A 17,372-nucleotide genomic window follows, 5' to 3' on the forward strand; every position below is an offset into this window, starting at 1 on the left:
GCGGAGGCGAGGTGGAGGATGTCGCGGTGGCCGTGGTCGAGGAGGTGGGTGCAGATCTGGCGGACTCCGTCGGCCATGGCGAGGTTGACGTGGGCCGGGGGCTCGGCGCTCACGCAGATCCGCACCAGCCAGGCCGTCTGCGGGACCAGCCCGGCGGCGGCGTAGCCGAGGGAGTCCAGGGCGCGGTCGCCGGGCCGGATGCCGACGGCCACGAAGCCGGCGTAGACGACGAGCGGGGCGATCCAGCGCTGCGAGCGCAGCAGCAGCGCGGCCTGGTAACGCAGCAGGGCGGTCATCGCAGTTCCTCCACGGCGCGGATGTGCCAGGGCGGCCGGGCCGTGAGCAGCTCGCGCAGCACGGCGTCGGAACGGTCCGCGTCCACCGTCAGCACGACCCCGCCTCCGGGGGCGGGCGTGGCGGCGAGGCCGGGGGGCGGGACGGCGCCGGGCGGTCCGGCCGCGTGGATGCGGACGGACGGTGGACGCGCCGCCCCGCCCGGGACGGGGACCGGGACCAGGGCGGCGGCCTCGATCCGGTGGTGGGCGTCCGGCCGGCCCGCGAGGCGCGCCGGATCGTGGTCGACGAAGACCACCGTGCCTCCGGCCGCCGTGCGTTCGGTGACGGCCCGGTCCAGCTCGGCGCGGGCCGGGGCGTCCAGCCCGGTCCACGCCTCGTCGAGGACGAGCAGCCCCGGCCCGGCGAGCAGCGCCTGGGCGACGGCCACTTTCTGGCTGGTCCCCTTCGAGAGTTCGGACAGCGGGGTGCGGGCGTACGCGGCGGCGCCGAACCGCTCCAGTCCCGCGGCCGCCCGGCGGGCCGCCTCCGCGCCCGTCAGGCCGTGCACCCGGCCCAGGTGGGTCAGGTAGGAACCGGCCGTCAGGGGCAGGGCCGCCGGAAAGCGTTCGGGAACGTAGGCCGTCCGGTGCGGGCGGCCCGCGACGCGGCCCTCCGTGGGGGTGTCGACGCCGGCGAGGATCCGCAGCAGGGTGGACTTGCCGCCGCCGTTGCCGCCCTCGATCCGGACCAGGGCCCCGGGCGGGAGTTCCAGTGCGACCCCGCGCAGCACCCAGGGCCGCCGCCGTCCGTAGCGGCGGCCCACTCCGGTGAGTTTCAGTGACCCGCCGCCGTTTCGGTGACCTCGCTCGGCCGCACGACGACGAAGCCCTCACCGCTCAGCCTGAGCTGGACGGCCTCGCCGGAGCCGCCGCGGATCATCGAGCCGACCGACTGGGAGCGGTGCAGCCCGGTGTCCAGCGAGGCGCTCCAGCCGACGACCGCGTCCGTGTCCACGTACACCGGTGCCTGCGGGGTCACCGGGATGATGATCGGGTGGCCGTCGCAGACGACGGCGAGCTTGCCGGTGCCGGTGAAGAGGCTGTTGAAGAGGCCGCCGCCGGTCATCCCGGCGCCCTTCACCATCCTTATCTCGTAGGACAGCGTCGGGTCGAAGCACAGGACGTTGCGCCCGTTGATGGTGAAGGCGTCGCCCGGCTCGAAGTCGATGATGAAGCAGTTGCCCGCCTCGTGGGCGAACCAGGCCTCGCCCTGCCCGCGTACGGACATCAGCGCCAGCCCCTCGCCGGTGACGGCGCGCTTGAGCATGCCGCCTATGCCCTGGCCCTTGCGCTCGAAGCGGAGGTCGCCGCGGAAGGCGACCATCGAGCCCTGACGGGCCAGCATCTCGCCGTTGACGGCGTACTTGACGGACTTGGCGTTCTGAAGGGTCATGCCCGGTGCGGTGGCCGGTCGGGCCAGGTTCTCGGACGCGAAAAGATCACTCTGCATGGGCCCGATCCTCGCCCGGAGCACGTACCCGGGACATCCTCCTGAAGGCGGAGGCTGGCATCCTTGGGCGGATGAGCACGAAGGACGCACCCAAGACCTCAGACGTACCCGCCGTCGGCGCGGACAGCCCGTTCCGGCAGGAGCACGCGGCACGCGACGAGGCGCCGCAGTTCGTCCTGCCGCTGGTCGTACGGATCGAGAAGGCGGAGCCGCCGGCCCGGACCGACGCTCTGGAGACGGCGGCCCGCGCGGTCCTGGTGCTGCTGACGGACGAACGGGCGCACGGCGAGGGCGAGTGGGCCGAGGCCGTGCGCGACTGGCAGGACGCCCGGATCCGCAAGGTGGTGCGCAGGGCGCGCGGGGCGGAGTGGCGCAAGGCGGGGACCCTCCCGGGCGTCACGGTGCACGGCGAGCGGGCCGAGGTCCGGGTCTTCCCGCCGGTGCCGCTCGACGGGTGGCCCAAGGAGCTGGCCAAGCTCCAGGTGTCGGGCACCGACCTGGACGACCCGGAGCCGGCTGCGCCCGCCGCGGCGGAGCTGCCCGTGCTGTGGATGAACCCGGACCTCGGCATGTCGGCCGGGAAGGCGATGGCCCAGGCCGGGCACGCGGCGCAGCTGGCCTGGTGGGAGCTGACCCCGGCGGAGCGGGACGCGTGGCGGGAGTCCGGTTTCCGGCTGGCCGTGCGCACGGCCGCGCGCGAGCGGTGGGCGGAGCTGAGCGGGAGCGGACTGCCGGTGGTCCGGGACGCCGGGTTCACCGAGATCGCCCCCGGCTCCTGCACCGTGGTCTCGGACCACCCGGCACTGCGGGCCCGGCTGTGAGCGTCCGGCGCTGAGCATCCGGTCCTGAGCGCCCGGCCCCGGGCGTCCGGCTTCGGGCCGGGAACCTCAAATGTTGCTCTGAACGTCCCCTCCTCACGGTTGGCCGCGCGCCGTCCGGGCCATCACACGGTCATACGGACCGACGGGCACGGATGCGGGCCGGTGAGTACCGGCGGGGGCCGGCGGAAGGGGGGCGAGGTGACCATGAAGCCCATGGCACGCCTGGGGGTGGGCATCGGCTGGCGGCCGGAGATCGCGGAGGCCGTGGAGCGGCTCGAACACCTCGACTGGGTCGAGGTCGTCGCCGAGAACGTCTGCCCGGGCCATCTGCCCGAGTCGCTGCTGCGGCTGCGCGAGCGCGGGGTGCGGGTCGTCCCGCACGGGGTCTCGCTGGGCCTGGGCGGCGCCGACCGTCCCGACCCGGCGAAGCTGGCCGCGCTCGGGGAGCGGGCGGTGGCCCTGGGGGCGCCCCTGGTCACCGAGCACATCGCCTTCGTACGCACCTCCTCCCCCGTGCTGGAGGCCGGACACCTGCTGCCGGTGCCGCGCACCCGGGACGCGCTGGACGTGCTCTGCGAGAACGTCCGGATCGCGCAGGACGCGCTGCCGGTGCCGCTGGCTCTGGAGAACATCGCCGCGCTGGTCGCCTGGCCCGGGGAGGAACTGACGGAGGCCCGGTTCCTGACGGAGCTGGTGGAACGGACCGGCATACGGCTGCTCATCGACGTGGCCAACCTGCACACGAACCGGGTGAACCGCGGCGAGGACCCGTCGGCGGTACTGGACGGGATCCCGCTGGAGGCCCTCGCGTACGTGCACGTGGCCGGGGGCGTGGAGCGGGACGGCGTCTGGCACGACACCCACGCGCACCCGGTGCCGCCGGTGGTGCTCGACGTACTGGCGGCGCTGCGGGAGCGGGTGGACCCGCCGGGGGTCCTGCTGGAGCGGGACGACGACTTCCCGGCGGAGGCGGAACTGGCCGCCGAACTGGTCCGGATCCGCGAGGTGGTGACGGCCGGCGCCGGCGCCGGGCCCGCGTCCCGCGCGGAGGACCCCGAGGGAGCCCGTGGCGGCGACGGGGGCGGCGCGGATCCCGGTGTGCGGGGCGCGCCGGCCCTCGACGCCGCCCGGACCCGCGTGGGGCTCGGGCAGGCGGCCCTGCTGTCCGCGCTGGTCGCCGGTACCCCGGTGCCCGAGGGCTTCGACCGGCAGCGGATCCGGGTCCAGGCCCGGGCCCTGGCCGCCAAGCGGGCCTCGGTCGTGGCGAAGGTCGCGCCCGAGCTGCCGGGGATCCTGGGCGGGCCCGGCCCCTACCGCGAGGCCTTCCTCGGCTACGCCCGCAACCGCCCCATGACCTCCGGGTACCGCCGTGACGCCCTGGACTTCGCCGAGCACCTGCTGATCCAGGACCTGCCCGCCGACCCGGCCGCCCGCCGCCGGCTCACCGCCTGGTGGCGGGACCGGACCGGGGCGCGGCCACCGGGCCGCCTCGTGCGCTGGGCCCGCGCCCTGACGGGGAGAGCCGCGTGAACGCCGTCGCCATCGCCGTCTGGGTCGCCGTCCTCGGCTCCGGCGCGCTGCTGCTGCGCGCCCTGTTCCGGGCGAGGCCCCGGGTGCCCGGGACCTCGCCCACCCTGCACGACCTGTCGGAGGCCGCCCTCCTGGCGGGCGGTCCCGGCGCGGTCGTCGACGCCGCACTCGTCTCGCTGCTGGGCGACGGCCGGCTGGCGGGCGGCGGCCCCGGCATCGTCCAGGCGCGGCCCGGGGCTCAGGCCACGGACCCCGCCGAGCGCGCCGTGCTGCTGGCGCTGCGTCAGGCACCCTCGGGGTGGCTGTACCAGGTGCGCTACGCCGCCATGCTCGACCCGTCCGTCCAGGAGACCGGGGACGGGCTGGCGGCCCGCGGGCTGATCGCGCCGCCCGGCACGGGGCGCGGGCTGCGGCGGTGGGGGCTGGTCCAGGCCCTGGTGTGCGGGATGCTGGTGCCGGTGTCGCTGCCGCTGACCTTCGTGGCGTGGGCCCTGGATCCGGCCCCGCAGGTGCCGTTCATCGTCAAGGTGCTGCCCGCGCTGCTGGCCGGGATCGCCGTCGGCGTCCTGTGCGCGAAGCGGGCCGGGCGGCGGATCACCCCGGCGGGCCGGGCGGCGCTGGCCGGGATGCGGGCGCGGTACGCGGGCGACCCGGCCGATCACGTGCAGACGGCCCTGTTCGGGCTGCGCGGCCTGCGGGATCCGGACCTGCGGCGGCAGCTGCTGCCCGCCGCCCGGAGCACGCGGCTGGCCGCGGCCCAGTCGCGGGCCCGTACGCGCACCGGGTCCTCGCACGGCTCGCGCACGTCGTCGTCCGCCTCGTCCACCTCATCGGACTCGTCCGCCTCGTCCGCCGACCTCATCCCGGTGCTGTGGTGCGCCGCGAGCGACGGCGGCTCCTCCACCGGTTCGGGCGGCTGCGGTTCCTCGGGCAGCGGTTGCGGGGGGTCCTCCGGATCCGGCTGCGGGGGCGGCGGTTCGAGCTGCGGCAGCAGTGGTTCGAGCTGTGGCGGCAGCGGTTCCAGTTGTTCCGGCAGCAGTTCCAGCTGTGGCGGCAGCAGTTCCAGCTGTTCCAGCAGCAGCTCCAGCTGCGGCAGCAGTTCCTGATCCCGCGTACGGCAACCGGGGGTAGCGGCGGCGACACCCGGGCGCGGGCCTGTACAGCGGTACGGCCTTGACATCTCATCGGATCGGACGATGAGACGAAGGGGTCGCGATGCGGACGAGGCGTGCACACCGTTACGGAGCCGCCGCCGCGCTCCTCTCCCTCGCCCTGTGCCTCCCGGCCCCCGCCGCGACCGCCGCCCCCCGGGACGCCCGTACCGCCGCCGAGGACGCCGGGGCCGAACTGGCCGCCCGCCGGGCCGGAGCCGCCCGGCTCGGCTTCGGGCCCTGCCCCGCCGTCGAGGAACTGCCCGGGGCCGTGCGCTGCGCGGCGCTGCGGGTCCCGCTGGACTACGCCCGCCCGGGGGGCCCGCAGATCTCCCTCACCGTCAGCCGGATCCCGGCCACCGGCCGCGGGAACGCCGTCCGGCAGGGCGCGCTCGTGTACAACCCGGGCGGCCCCGGGGCGTCGGGTACCTACTTCCCGCTGCTCGGGGGCCGGCCCGCGTGGAGCCGGATCGCGGCCGCCTACGACCTCGTCGGCTACGCCCCGCGCGGAGTGGGCCGTTCGGCCCCGCTGTCCTGCCGGGACCCGGACGAACGGCCGAAGGGCCCCACCCAGGTCCCGGCCGTGCCCTCACCGGCCTACAAGCGGGAGCGGCTCGCCGCCGCACGGGCCTACGCGCGGGGCTGTGCCCGGCACGCCGGGGCCGCGCTCGCGCACTACACGACCCTGAACAACGTCCGTGACCTGTACGTGCTGCGGGCCGCGCTCGGCGAGCGCCGGCTGACCTTCGTGGGGGCCTCGTACGGGACCTACCTGGGAGCCGTGTACGCGACGCGGTACCCGGAGCACGTGCGCCGCATGGTGTTCGACTCGGCCGTCGACCCCGATCCGCGCCGCATCTGGTACCTCGGCAACCTCGCCCAGGCGCCCGCCTTCGAGCGCCGCTGGGCCGACTTCCTCGCCTGGACCGCCCGGCACCACGCCGTGTACGGGCTGGGTGCCACGCCCGGGGCGGTACGGGCGGCTTACGAGCGGGTCCGCGCGACGGTGGCCCGCACTCCCGCGGGCGGGGTGGTGGGGACCGGCGAACTGCACGCCGCGTACCTCCAGACTGCGTACTACGACGACGTCTGGCCGGAGCGGGCCGCGGCCCTGGCGGCCTTCCTGCGCGGGGACGCGGAGCCGTTGACGCGTCAGGCCGCGCGCGATCCGCGGACGGCGGCGGAGGCGGAGAACGCGACCGCCGTGTACACGGCGGTGCTGTGCAACGACGCCCCGTGGCCCGCCGACTGGGAGACCTGGGACCGCGACAACACCGAACTGGCCCGCCGCGCGCCCTTCGAGACCTGGGCCAACGCCTTCCTGAACCTGCCGTGCGCCTCCTGGCCGGTGGCCGGGCGGCAACGGCCCGCCGACGTCGGGGCGGGTCCGGGGCGGCTGCCCCCCACGCTGATCGTGGCGGCGGAACGGGACGGGGCGACCCCCTACCCGGGGGCGCTGGAGCTGCAACGGCGGCTCGGCGGCGGGGCCTCGCTGGTCACGGAGGAGGGAGCGGGCACCCACGGGGTGGCCGGCGGACGCAACGGCTGCGTGGACCGGCGGGTGGAGCGGTACCTGCTCACGGGCGCCACCCCGGGGTGGCGCGTCACGTGCGCGCCGCATCCGGAGCCCGCACCGGTGTCGCTGGACGACCGGGCAGCAAGCGCTCCCAGGGCGCTGCTGCCGCCAGTCGTCTGAACTTCCGGGCGGGGTCTCCGGCTGCGTCGATTCGGGGGCAGGGCCTCCCGATCCCCGGAGGCCGCTCTTGTGTCACGAGCGGTCCCCCGGACCTTCCCCCCAGGGGAGGTCTAGGCGAGTCCGGCCACCAGATCGGCGACGGACTTGCGGCGCCCGGTGTAGAAGGGCACCTCTTCGCGGACGTGCATCCGGGCCTCGGAGGCACGCAGGTGACGCATGAGGTCGACGATGCGGTGGAGCTCGTCCGCCTCGAAGGCCAGCAGCCACTCGTAGTCGCCCAGCGAGAACGAGGCGACGGTGTTGGCGCGGACGTCCGGGTAACCGCGGGCCATCTTGCCGTGGTCGGCGAGCATGCGGCGGCGGTCCTCGTCGGGCAGCAGGTACCAGTCGTACGAGCGCACGAAGGGGTAGACGCTGACGTAGTCGCGGGCGACCTCGTCGGCCAGGAAGGCCGGGATGTGGGACTTGTTGAACTCGGCCGGGCGGTGCAGGGCCATGTTCGACCACACCGGCTCCAGGGCGCGGCCCAGCCTGGTGCGGCGGAAGAGGTTGTACGCGGTCTGCAGCTCGTCCGCGGTCTCCGCGTGCCACCAGACCATGATGTCGGCATCGGCGCGCAGGCCGGAGAGGTCGTAGGTGCCGCGGACGGTGATGTCCTTGGCGGCCAGCTGGTCGAAGAGCTCCTGGACCTCGTCGGCGAAGCCGGTGCGGTCCTCCGGGAGGACGTCCTTCAGCTTGAAGACGGACCACAGGGTGTAACGGATGACCTCGTTGAGGTCCTTCGCCTTCTTCCCCGCGTTGGGGATCTTCTCTGGTGCAGTCATGTGTCCATTGTCCCGTGTGCTGATCAGTGGTCCGTGCCAGGGGTGGCCATCGCCGCCATCCCGGCCGTCACCGCGTCGGCGGCCTTCCCGGCGCTCGCGACGCAGGCCGGGATCCCGACCCCGTCGTAGACGGCTCCGCAGACGGCGAGACCCGGCAGCTCGGCCACGGCGGCCCGGATCCGGGCGACGCGGGCGAGGTGGCCCACGGGGTACTGGGGCAGTCCGCCGTCCCAGCGGGTGACGGTGGAGGCCACCGGCCGGGCCGCGAGGCCGACGGCCTCGCCCAGGTCGGCGAGGGAGACGTCGACCAGCTCGCCGTCCTCCCGCCCGAGGTCGCCCTCGTCGCCGTGCCGGCCGACGGAGGTGCGCAGGAGGAACAGGTCCGGATCGGCTGCGGCCCAGGCCCACTTGTTGCTGGAGAAGGTGGAGGCCTTGATCGTCCGCCCGTCGACGGGCGGTACGAGGAACCCGCTGGCGCCGCCCCCGGCGATCGGGGCGGGCAGGTCGGAGCGCCGGAAGGCCATCGTGACCAGGGCCATGGAGGCGTACTCGACCTCGTGCAGCTCGGCGGCCGCGGCCGGGACGAGCGCGCCGAGCAGCCGGGCGGCGGGCCCGGCCGGGACGGCGAGGACCACCCCGTCGGCGTCGAGGACCTCGTCGGCGGTCGTGACCCGCCAGCCCCCGGGCGTCCTGCCGATCCCGCTCACGGCGGCGCCGGTCAGGATCCGCGCCCCGGCGGCCCGGCAGGCGTCGGCGACGGCGATCGGCAGCCGGCCGATGCCGCCGGAGATCCCGGCGAAGAAGGCACCGGTGGCCGCCGCGCCGGTGACGGTGGTCCGCTCCGCTGCCGCCGCCTGGACCGCGCGGACGCTCCCGGTCAGCGTGGGGTGGGTGCGCACGGCCTCGAAGAGCGCGGGGACGGCGGCGCGCATCGAGATCCGGTAGGCGTCGCCCGCGTAGACCCCGCCGAGGAGCGGTTCGACCAGCCGGTCCACGACCTCGCGGCCCATCCGGGCGGCGACGTACGCGCCGACGGCCACGTCGTCGCCGACCTCCGTGGGCGGCAGGCCGGTGTCTTCGGCGATGCGGGCGAGGCCCTCGGCGGACAGGACGCCGGATGCGGCGAGCGGGGCCGTGTCGCCGGGCACGCCCATGACGTGGCCGCGCGGCATCGGGCGCAGCGCGCCCCGGGTCCACAGGTGGGCGGTCGCGGTGGCGGGCGGCTGGAGCGCGTCGCCGAGGCCCACGGCCCGGGCCAGGTCCACGGCTTCGGGGCGGCGGGCCAGGACGGACTCGGCGCCGAGGTCGACCGGGACCCCGGCGAGCTCGCCCGCGTACAGCTTGCCGCCGAGGCGCGGGCCGGCCTCCAGGAGGGTGACGCGGACGCCGTCGGCGAGCAGCCGGTGGGCGGCCGCGAGGCCCGCGATGCCGCCGCCGATGACGACGACGTGGCGGGTGGGGGCCTGCCGGTCCGTACGCATGTCCGCTTCGTGCATGGACACATGGTCTCAGACCCCCCGGCGAGGCCGGAACGTGACCGCATCGGGACCGCTCCGGAACCGTGCGTACGAAACCCGCGGCGCCACCCTGAACGTCGAAGCGGCGACATCAGCCGATCCCGGGGGGTACTGACGATGAGCTCGACCCACACGTTCGACACCGGACGCCGTACGGCGGCGGCGCTGGCCGCGCTGTCGCTGGCCGGCGTCCTCCTGCTCACCGGCTGCGGGGCCGCCGGCTCCGGCGGGTCCGGCGCGTCCTCCGACAAGGCGGCCGTGGCCCCGGCGGCGCGGGGCGAGGGCGCGCCGGGCGGCCAGGCCCCGGCGGCGGCCCCGGCGGCGGCCGATGCCAAGGGCGCCGCCCAGCCGTCGGCGCCGGCGGCGGTCCGCCCGAACGTGATCCGTACGGGATCCCTGTCGATCGAGACGGCCGAACCGCAGAAGGTCCTCACCGCGGCCCGTACGGCGGCCGACGGCGCGGGCGGGTACGTGGGCAACGAGTCCACCCAGCGCGCCGCGGACGGCCGGCTCACCTCGACGCTGACCCTGCGGGTGCCGGGCGAACGCTTCGACGCGGTGATCGGCGCCCTGGAGGGCAGCGGAAAGCTGCTGGGGCGGAAGGTCGAGGCGCAGGACGTGACCCAGAAGGTCGCCGACGTCGACAGCCGGGTGGCGTCGCAGCGGGCCAGCGTCGCCCGGGTGCGGGAGATGATGGACAAGGCCTCGGCGCTCTCCGACGTGGTCATGCTGGAGGGCGAGCTGAGCCGGCGCCAGTCGGACCTGGAGTCGCTGATCGCGCAGCAGACCGCCCTGAAGGACCAGACCTCCCTCGGGACGATCACGGTGTCGGTCTCGGAGCCGGCCGCGGTGGAGCGCGGGACGGAGGAGAAGGGGGATCCCTCCTTCGGGGACGCCCTGCGCGGCGGCTGGTCGGTGTTCACCACGGTGGTGCGGTACCTGGCGCTGGCCGTCGCCGTGGTCCTGCCGTTCGCGGTGACGGCCGCCGCGGCCCTGTTCGGGTTCCGCCTGTACCGCCGGCTGCGCCCCGCCCCGGCGAAGCCGGGCCGCGTCCCGGCGCAGGTGCCCCGCCGGCCGGTCTCAGCCGGGACCGGCGGACCGGCCTCCGACGGGGCTGTGGCCGATCCTGAGGGCTGAGCGCGCACGCGCCCGTAGCGTGGACCCCGGTGGACGACGACCGCGGGACGAAACGGAACGGGACGGGGCGGACGATGGCGAAGGAACGACTGGTGGTGGTCGGCGGCGACGCGGCGGGGATGTCCGCCGCGTCGCAGGCCCGGCGGCTGAGGGGCCCGGCGGAGCTGGAGATCACCGCCTTCGAGCGCGGGCACTTCACCTCGTACTCGGCGTGCGGGATCCCGTACTGGATCGGCGGGCAGGTGGCCGACCGGGACGACCTGATCGCCCGTACGCCCGAGGAGCACCGGGCCCGGGACATCGACCTGCGCACCCGGACGGAGGTCGTGGAGCTGGACCTGGCCGGCCGGCGGGTGCGCGCCCGGGACCTGGAGAGCGGTGCGGAGTCCTGGACGGCCTACGACAAGCTGGTCCTGGCGACCGGCGCCCGCCCCGTGCGCCCCCGTCTGCCGGGCATCGGCGCCCACGGGGTGCACGGGGTGCAGACCCTGGACGACGGCCGCCGGCTGATGGAGACCCTGGAACGCACGCCGGGCCGCCGGGCGGTGGTGGTCGGCGCGGGGTACATCGGCGTGGAGATGGCGGAGGCCCTGGTGCGCCGGGGCTACGGGGTCACCGTCCTGCACCGGGGCGAGCAGCCGATGGCCACGCTGGACCCGGACATGGGCGGGCTCGTGCACGGCGCGATGAACCGCATGGGGATCGTCACGGTCTCCCGCGCCGAGGTGACGAAGGTCCTCACGGACGAGGAGGGCCGGGCCGTCGCGGTGGCCACGGCGGCCGGCGACGAGTATCCGGCGGACGTGGTGGTCCTCGGCCTCGGCGTGGAGCCCCGGACCGCCCTGGCCCGCGCGGCGGGCCTGGCCCTGGGCCCGTCGGGCGGCCTGCTCACGGACCTGTCGATGCGGGTGCGCGGCCACGAGGAGGTCTGGGCGGGCGGCGACTGCGTGGAGGTGCTGGACCTGGTCGCGGGCCGCACCCGGCACATCCCGCTGGGCACGCACGCCAACAAGCACGGCCAGGTGATCGGCTCGAACGTGGGCGGCGGCTACGCGACCTTCCCCGGGGTGGTCGGCACGGCCGTCAGCAAGGTCTGCGACCTGGAGATCGCCCGCACGGGGCTGCGCGAACGGGACGCCCTGGAGGCGGGCCTGCGCTTCGTGACGGCCACCATCAGCTCGACGAACACGGCCGGCTACTACCCGGGGGCGGAGCCGATGACGGTCAAGATGCTGGCGGAGCGCCGCACGGGCCGCCTCCTCGGCGTCCAGATCGTCGGCGGCGCCGGGGCCGCGAAGCGCGTGGACGTGGCGGCGGTCGCGCTCACGGCGGGGATGACGGTGGACCAGGTCGTCTCCCTGGACCTGGGCTACGCCCCGCCCTTCTCCCCGGTCTGGGACCCGGTACTGGTGGCCGCCCGCAAGGCGGTCTCGGCGGTCCGGGCGGCGGGGGTCTGACGCGGGGCCGCGGCACGCAGCTCGGAGCGGACCAGTTCCAGGAGGCGGCCCATCCAGTTGCGGCCGCCGCGGCGGCCCTCCTCCCGCCAGAACGGGGCGTCGGAGAGCCCGGTGTAGAGGATGCCCGCGTCGCCGGTGGCGAGCAAGACCTCGGCGAGGCGGGGGTGCTGGTCGAACTTGGCGCGCAGCAGGGCGGCCATGACGGCGAGCCGTACGGCGGGCCAGTCGGCCCGCCGGATCGCGAGGCCGCCCGCCTCGTGCGCCTCGCCGGCGGTGGTGGCGGCGCGGATCCGGTCGTGGTCGGCGGGGTCCGCGGCCGAGAGGGCCCAGTAGGCGTGGGCCACGCTGGGATAGGCCACCCCGGCGTGGACGAAGGGGGCTTCGTGGTCGTTGCGCAGGACGAAGGGGCCCGGCTCGGCGGGCGGGCCGCCGGGGTACACCGTCTCGTAGAGGACGACCGGGGGCCCGGGGGCCTCGTCCGGTTCGTCGGCGTACCGCAGGGCCAGCCACTTCTCGTGGCGGGCCTCGCCGTCCACCGCGTCGTCGAAGTAGGCGCGGGCCCAGCGGTGGCCCTCTTCCGTCGCCACCGGACCGTCGCCGTCCACGGGCTGCCCGAGGTCGGTCAGCAGCATCCGCAGCGGCCGGTCCTGGTGGTCCATGTCGCCGAGGACGTACACCCTGAGGTGGGCGGGGACGGCGAGGTAGGCGTCCCGGAGCCGGGCCCGGTGGGCCTCGGTCGGCTCCCGCCGGTGGTCGCGTATGGCGTCCCAGAGCCGGTCGCCGGCCCCCGGGCGGCCCGCCAGCCGGGTGATCTCGTCGGCGACCTCCAGGAGGAAGCCCTCCCGGGTCAGCGGCTCGGGGTTGCGCGACTCCCACTTCGTGGGCTCGGCCACGGGCCACTCCCGCGCGTCCGGCCGGTCCGGCTCGATCTTCCCGGCGGCCAGCCGCTCGCGCAGCCCGTCCAGGTCGGTGGGCCCGTACCCGCCGACGGTGATCCGGCCGTCCGCGTAGACGAAGAGGTGATCGGGGTAGTGCCCGCCGTCGAGCTCGTGGCGGCGCCAGACGAGGCGCCAGACCCCGTTGACGGTTTCCCCGTCGGATATGCGAAACGTCGGCCCGTGCCATGTCATGCACAGCACAGTACCGACGTCTCGGTGTACGGAAGCGGGATCAGCGCCGGGTCTTGGTGTGGACGTACTCCACCAGGCGGGTCAGCGCGTCGGGGTCCGTCGTCGGGAGGACGCCGTGGCCCAGGTTGAAGACGTGGCCCTCCAGGCCCGCCGCGGCGGCCAGGACCTCGTCGGTCTTGGCCTCGACGGCCTCGGTGGTGGAGAAGAGGACGGCGGGGTCCAGGTTGCCCTGGAGCGCCTTGCCGGGGCCGACGCGGCGGACGGCCTCGTCCAGCGAGACCCGGTAGTCGACGCCCATGACGTCCGCACCGGCCTCGCCCATGAGGCCGAGGAGCTCGCCCGTGCCCACACCGAAGTGGATGCGCGGGACCCCGTACGAGGCGACGGATTCGAGGACCTTCGCCGAGGCGGGCATCACCGAGCGCCGGTAGTCCGCCGGGGCGAGGGCGCCGACCCAGGAGTCGAAGAGCTGGACCGCGGAGGCGCCGGCCTCGATCTGGACCTTGAGGAAGGCCGAGGTGATCTCGGCGAGGCGGTCCAGCAGGTCGGCCCACAGCTGCGGGTCCCCGTACATGAGGGCCTTGGTGTGCTCGTGGTTCTTGGACGGACCGCCCTCGACGAGGTAGCTCGCGAGGGTGAAAGGCGCGCCCGCGAACCCGATCAACGGCGTGCCGCCGAGTTCACCCGTGAGCATGCCGATCGCCTCGGTGACGTACGGGACGTCCTCCGGGGTGAGGTCGCGCAGCTGTGCGAGGTCCTCGCGGCGGCGGATCGGGTTGGCGACGACGGGGCCGATGCCCGGCTTGATGTCCAGGTCGACGCCGATGGCCTTCAGCGGCACCACGATGTCGGAGAAGAAGATCGCCGCGTCGACGCCGTGGCGCCGCACGGGCTGCAGGGTGATCTCGGTGACCAGGTCGGGGCGCATGCAGGACTCCAGCATGGCCGTGCCCTCGCGCACCTTGCGGTACTCGGGGAGTGAGCGGCCCGCCTGCCGCATGAACCACACGGGGGTGTGGGGGACCGGCTCCCGCCGGCACGCCTTCAGGAAGGCGGAATCGTACGTCTGACTCGGCTGGCCCGTGGGGCGGGTAGTGGCGCTCACGCGGCAAATCTTCGCACGTATGAAGAAGTGCCCGACCCGGCGCGGGTGTCCCTGCGCCGTCGGGGCGCTCGTTCCGCCTAGTCTTCCCGGCATGGCTGCGGCTCAGGGACGATTTTCAGATGGCGCTGACGGTACGGACAGCGCGAAGGAGAGCTCGGTCCCGCTCCCTTTCCGCCGGGCGGTCGACGGCTTGAAGAAGGCACGGCTGCGGTCCGGGATCGAGATCGACCCCACGAAGCCGCCCCAGAGACTGGCCCCCTACGCGTACGCGCTGGAGGCGGCGGTCGTGGAGGGCGAGGACGACCTGGCCGACGGCCGGCTGATCCTGCTCCACGATCCCGCCGGGCACGACGCCTGGCAGGGCACCTTCCGGCTGGTGACGCTGGTACGGGCGGAGCTGGAGCCGGAGATGGCGGCCGACCCCCTCCTCCCGGAGGTGTGCTGGTCCTGGCTGACCGGGGCGCTGGAGGCCCGCGGGCTGGCGTACGGGGAGGCGAGCGGCACCGTGACGATGGCGAGCTCGCACTACTTCGGCGGGCTCAGAGAGCGGCGTCCGGCGACCCAGATCGAGATCAGGGCCTCGTGGACCCCCCGTGAGGGGGTGGGCGGGGTGCCGGACACCCCGGCGCACCTGTCGGCCTGGTGCGAGCTGCTGTGCCAGATCGCGGGACTGCCCCCGGTCGGGCCGACGGACACCGCCACGGGCGTGGTGTCCCTGCCACAGCGGCGCGGTCCGCACCACCCGTAGGAAGCGGTCCCCCCGCGCGGTCGGACGGGGCCGTCCGACCGCGCTCCGGAGGCGCTCCGGCTGAGTTCCGACGGGGTTCCGACGGGGTTCCGGCGGGGGTTCCGTAGTCGCTCCGGCGGCGGCTGGCGGCTTCCGGCGGCGCTCCCGTGGCGCTCCGGTGCCGGGAGCGACCGATCGCGTGCGCAACGGGCTGTCGAAACGGTGCGCGGATTGCGGCCTTCTGATCATCCCTTGATCGATCGTGCGTCCGAATTGCCCGAATTGTTACTCACCAAATCGTGATCATTCCCTAAAGCCGGGCGGGTGACGTGCCGAAGGAGTCAGTGACCATCCGCACGGTTCGCACCGGCTTCCTTCCCCGAGCCGGCCGTCCCGCCACTCCCCCAGGAGGCCTAGGTGTCCGTTCTTCTTGAGCAGCCCGCAAGCCTGGTCGCCTACCGCCCGACCAAGCCGACGGCCATGGTCGTCGTGGCCGACCCGCGCGTCCGTTCCACCGTGACCCGCCATCTGTGGGCCCTCGGAGTCCGTGACGTGATCGAGGCGTCGTCCATCGCGGAGGCCCGCCCCCGCGTCGGCAGCCCGCGCGACATCTGCGTGGCCGACGTCCACCTGCCCGACGGCTCCGGTCTCACCCTGCTCTCCGAGACCCGCGCCGCCGGCTGGCCGAACGGCCTGGCCCTGTCCGCCGCCGACGACATCGGCGCCGTGCGCAACGCCCTCGCGGGCGGCGTGAAGGGCTACGTCGTCACCGGTACGCGGACCAACATCGGGCTCCCCACCCGGCCCGGCGCCGCCCCCATCGGTGCCGCCGCCGCCCGTATGCACCGCCGCCCCCCGGGTGCCCCGAGCCACCCGGGCGGCTACCGAGAGCTCTCCGGCCGCGAGGTCGAGGTCCTGCGCCTCGTCGCGGAGGGCCAGTCCAACAAGGCCATCGGCGTCTCGATGGGCCTGTCCGCCCTGACCGTCAAGTCCCACCTCGCCCGCATCGCCCGCAAGCTGGGCACCGGCGACCGGGCCGGCATGGTCGCCGTCGCCCTGCGGACCGGAATCATCCACTGATCCTGCCCCGAAGCCCCCGGACACCGCTCCCGGAACCCCTGGAGCCGCCCGGCCCCTCCTCCTCGCGCCCGTCGACGGAACGTTCCGGCGACGGGCGCGTCACATCCACGGATACCCTTGACCGGTGACCGACGCCCAAGAGACCGCAGCAGGCCTGCGCACCACCACCGGGGGCGGCCCCCCGGACGAAGAGGTTTCGTCCGATGGGCTGCCTGTTCCGTTGCTAGAACCCCGCGAGGGGATCCCCCCGGTCGTGGCCGACGCGGACGGGCTGGCCCGGGTCGTCGCGGCCTTCGCCGCGGGCACCGGACCGGTGGCCGTGGACGCCGAACGCGCCTCCGGATACCGCTACGGGCAGCGCGCCTACCTGGTGCAACTGCGCCGCGAGGGTGCCGGATCCGCGCTGATCGACCCGGTCGGGTGCCCGGACCTCTCCTCCCTGGGGGAGGCGCTGTCCGGCACCGAGTGGATCCTGCACGCCGCCACCCAGGACCTGCCCTGCCTGCGCGAAATAGGCATGGCCCCCACCTCCCTCTTCGACACCGAGCTGGCCGGCCGGCTGGCCGGGTTCCCCCGGGTCGGCCTCGGGGCGATGGTCGAGAGCGTGCTGGGCTACGTACTGGAGAAGGGCCACTCCGCCGTCGACTGGTCCACCCGCCCCCTGCCCGAGCCGTGGCTGCGCTACGCCGCGCTCGACGTGGAACTGCTGGTGGACCTGCGGGACGCGCTGGAGAAGGAGCTCGACCGGCAGGGCAAGCTGGAGTGGGCCCGCCAGGAGTTCGACGCGATCGCCTCCGCGCCGCCCGCCCCGCCGCGCAAGGACCCCTGGCGGCGCACCTCCGGCATGCACAAGGTGCGCCGTCGCCGGCAGATGGCGGTCGTCCGGGAGCTGTGGGAGTCCCGCGACCGGATCGCGCAGCGCCGGGACGTGTCCCCCGGCAAGGTGCTCGGCGACGCGGCGATCGTGGAGGCGGCCCTGGCCCTCCCCGCGAACGTCCACGCCCTGTCGGCCCTGCCCGGCTACGGACAGCGCATGGGCAGGCGCCAGCTGGACCAGTGGATGGCCGCGGTGGACCGGGCCAGGGCCCTGCCCGAGAACGAGCTGCCGCAGCCGGGGGCGACCCCCGCCGGCCCGCCGCCGCCCCGCTCCTGGGCGGACAAGGACCCGGCCGCCGCCGCGCGCCTGTCCGCCGCCCGCAGTGCCGTCTCGGCACTGGCCGAGGGGCTGAACCTGCCCCAGGAGAACCTGATCACTCCGGACACCGTGCGCCGGCTGTGCTGGGAGCCCCCGCAGCGGCTGGAGCCCGGCACGGTCGCCGAGGCCCTCGCCGGCTACGGCGCCCGCCCCTGGCAGATCGAACAGGTCACCGCGGCCCTGGTCACCGCCCTCGCCGCGACCGCCTGACCGAAGC

At 75.2% G+C, this 17,372-nt stretch carries 15 protein-coding genes and 1 pseudogene; 9 read left to right on the top strand and 7 right to left on the bottom strand.

Translation table 11 applies throughout. The features are described from left to right. The 3 genes and pseudogenes from ABZW32_RS00005 to ABZW32_RS00015 form a co-directional block, all read right to left on the bottom strand. Positions 1–296, bottom strand: a pseudogene (locus tag ABZW32_RS00005) (hypothetical protein); the annotation flags it as partial. Beyond that, positions 293–1,114, bottom strand: a complete 822-nt coding sequence (locus ABZW32_RS00010; protein WP_356209518.1) for an ATP-binding cassette domain-containing protein — start codon at positions 1,112–1,114, stop codon at positions 293–295. The gene ABZW32_RS00010 and the pseudogene ABZW32_RS00005, both read right to left, overlap by 4 nt. Further along, positions 1,111–1,785 carry an AIM24 family protein gene (locus ABZW32_RS00015; protein ID WP_356209042.1) on the bottom strand — a complete coding sequence of 225 codons (675 nt, stop codon included), beginning with the start codon at positions 1,783–1,785 and terminating at the stop codon, positions 1,111–1,113. Before ABZW32_RS00015 ends, ABZW32_RS00010 begins: the two co-directional genes overlap by 4 nt. A 71-nt stretch (positions 1,786–1,856) precedes the next feature. Between ABZW32_RS00015 and ABZW32_RS00020 the strand changes: the two genes are divergently transcribed. The 4 genes from ABZW32_RS00020 (at position 1,857) to ABZW32_RS00035 (ending at position 6,983) form a co-directional block, all read left to right on the top strand. Next, a complete protein-coding gene (locus ABZW32_RS00020) occupies positions 1,857–2,606 on the top strand; it encodes an aminoacyl-tRNA hydrolase (RefSeq protein WP_356209044.1) in 750 nt (249 codons plus the stop codon). 204 nt (positions 2,607–2,810) lie between these two features. After that, positions 2,811–4,136, top strand: coding sequence for a DUF692 domain-containing protein (locus ABZW32_RS00025; RefSeq protein ID WP_356209521.1), 1,326 nt, complete (start codon positions 2,811–2,813; stop codon positions 4,134–4,136). Then, positions 4,133–5,242 (top strand): TIGR04222 domain-containing membrane protein, encoded by a 1,110-nt coding sequence (locus tag ABZW32_RS00030; protein ID WP_356209045.1) that lies wholly within the window; start codon positions 4,133–4,135, stop codon positions 5,240–5,242. Before ABZW32_RS00025 ends, ABZW32_RS00030 begins: the two co-directional genes overlap by 4 nt. 109 nt (positions 5,243–5,351) lie before the next feature. Next, positions 5,352–6,983, top strand: coding sequence for an alpha/beta hydrolase (locus tag ABZW32_RS00035; RefSeq protein ID WP_356209048.1), 1,632 nt, complete (start codon positions 5,352–5,354; stop codon positions 6,981–6,983). A 110-nt stretch (positions 6,984–7,093) separates the two neighbouring features. Here the strand turns inward: ABZW32_RS00035 and hemQ are convergent, their stop codons facing one another. Both hemQ and hemG read right to left on the bottom strand, forming a co-directional pair. Beyond that, positions 7,094–7,807 carry a hydrogen peroxide-dependent heme synthase gene (hemQ, locus tag ABZW32_RS00040; RefSeq protein WP_356209051.1) on the bottom strand — a complete coding sequence of 238 codons (714 nt, stop codon included), beginning with the start codon at positions 7,805–7,807 and terminating at the stop codon, positions 7,094–7,096. 23 nt (positions 7,808–7,830) lie between these two features. Then, positions 7,831–9,303 carry a protoporphyrinogen oxidase gene (gene hemG, locus ABZW32_RS00045; RefSeq protein ID WP_356209053.1) on the bottom strand — a complete coding sequence of 491 codons (1,473 nt, stop codon included), beginning with the start codon at positions 9,301–9,303 and terminating at the stop codon, positions 7,831–7,833. Positions 9,304–9,441: 138 nt separating this feature from the next. Here hemG and ABZW32_RS00050 point away from each other — a divergent pair, with 138 nt between their 5' ends. Further along, positions 9,442–10,461 carry a DUF4349 domain-containing protein gene (locus tag ABZW32_RS00050; protein WP_356209055.1) on the top strand — a complete coding sequence of 340 codons (1,020 nt, stop codon included), beginning with the start codon at positions 9,442–9,444 and terminating at the stop codon, positions 10,459–10,461. 74 nt (positions 10,462–10,535) lie between these two features. Beyond that, positions 10,536–11,918: an FAD-dependent oxidoreductase gene (locus ABZW32_RS00055; RefSeq protein ID WP_356209058.1), complete on the top strand. Its 1,383-nt coding sequence runs from the start codon at positions 10,536–10,538 to the stop codon at positions 11,916–11,918. Here ABZW32_RS00055 and ABZW32_RS00060 read toward each other — a convergent pair. Continuing rightward, complete coding sequence (locus tag ABZW32_RS00060) at positions 11,831–13,048, bottom strand: NADAR family protein (protein WP_356209060.1); 1,218 nt, start codon at positions 13,046–13,048, stop codon at positions 11,831–11,833. The genes ABZW32_RS00055 and ABZW32_RS00060 overlap by 88 nt on opposite strands. A gap of 40 nt (positions 13,049–13,088) precedes the next feature. Further along, positions 13,089–14,153, bottom strand: a complete 1,065-nt coding sequence (gene hemE, locus ABZW32_RS00065; RefSeq protein ID WP_356209063.1) for a uroporphyrinogen decarboxylase — start codon at positions 14,151–14,153, stop codon at positions 13,089–13,091. A gap of 91 nt (positions 14,154–14,244) precedes the next feature. Here hemE and ABZW32_RS00070 point away from each other — a divergent pair, with 91 nt between their 5' ends. The 3 genes from ABZW32_RS00070 to ABZW32_RS00080 all read left to right on the top strand — a co-directional run bounded on the left by ABZW32_RS00070 (position 14,245) and on the right by ABZW32_RS00080 (position 17,365). Then, positions 14,245–14,901 carry a DUF3000 domain-containing protein gene (locus ABZW32_RS00070; RefSeq protein ID WP_356209065.1) on the top strand — a complete coding sequence of 219 codons (657 nt, stop codon included), beginning with the start codon at positions 14,245–14,247 and terminating at the stop codon, positions 14,899–14,901. A gap of 396 nt (positions 14,902–15,297) precedes the next feature. Further along, complete coding sequence (locus ABZW32_RS00075; RefSeq protein ID WP_030234764.1) at positions 15,298–15,960, top strand: response regulator transcription factor; 663 nt, start codon at positions 15,298–15,300, stop codon at positions 15,958–15,960. A gap of 124 nt (positions 15,961–16,084) precedes the next feature. Continuing rightward, complete coding sequence (locus tag ABZW32_RS00080; RefSeq protein WP_356209067.1) at positions 16,085–17,365, top strand: ribonuclease D; 1,281 nt, start codon at positions 16,085–16,087, stop codon at positions 17,363–17,365. Positions 17,366–17,372: the final 7 nt, after the last annotated feature.

It is taken from the genome of Streptomyces sp. NPDC004667 (genome assembly GCF_040609475.1).
Taxonomy (GTDB): Bacteria; Actinomycetota; Actinomycetes; order Streptomycetales; family Streptomycetaceae; genus Streptomyces.

What these genes read in the sequence shown, in the direction of transcription:
- ABZW32_RS00060 (WP_356209060.1), bottom strand. Translation starts at nt 13,048, where the DNA reads ATGACATGGCACGGGCCGACGTTTCGCATATCCGACGGGGAAACCGTC.
- hemG (WP_356209053.1), bottom strand. Translation starts at nt 9,303, where the DNA reads ATGCACGAAGCGGACATGCGTACGGACCGGCAGGCCCCCACCCGCCAC.
- hemQ (WP_356209051.1), bottom strand. Translation starts at nt 7,807, where the DNA reads ATGACTGCACCAGAGAAGATCCCCAACGCGGGGAAGAAGGCGAAGGAC.
- ABZW32_RS00050 (WP_356209055.1), top strand. Translation starts at nt 9,442, where the DNA reads ATGAGCTCGACCCACACGTTCGACACCGGACGCCGTACGGCGGCGGCG.
- ABZW32_RS00055 (WP_356209058.1), top strand. Translation starts at nt 10,536, where the DNA reads ATGGCGAAGGAACGACTGGTGGTGGTCGGCGGCGACGCGGCGGGGATG.
- ABZW32_RS00020 (WP_356209044.1), top strand. Translation starts at nt 1,857, where the DNA reads ATGAGCACGAAGGACGCACCCAAGACCTCAGACGTACCCGCCGTCGGC.
- ABZW32_RS00035 (WP_356209048.1), top strand. Translation starts at nt 5,352, where the DNA reads ATGCGGACGAGGCGTGCACACCGTTACGGAGCCGCCGCCGCGCTCCTC.
- ABZW32_RS00015 (WP_356209042.1), bottom strand. Translation starts at nt 1,785, where the DNA reads ATGCAGAGTGATCTTTTCGCGTCCGAGAACCTGGCCCGACCGGCCACC.
- ABZW32_RS00025 (WP_356209521.1), top strand. Translation starts at nt 2,811, where the DNA reads ATGAAGCCCATGGCACGCCTGGGGGTGGGCATCGGCTGGCGGCCGGAG.
- ABZW32_RS00070 (WP_356209065.1), top strand. Translation starts at nt 14,245, where the DNA reads ATGGCTGCGGCTCAGGGACGATTTTCAGATGGCGCTGACGGTACGGAC.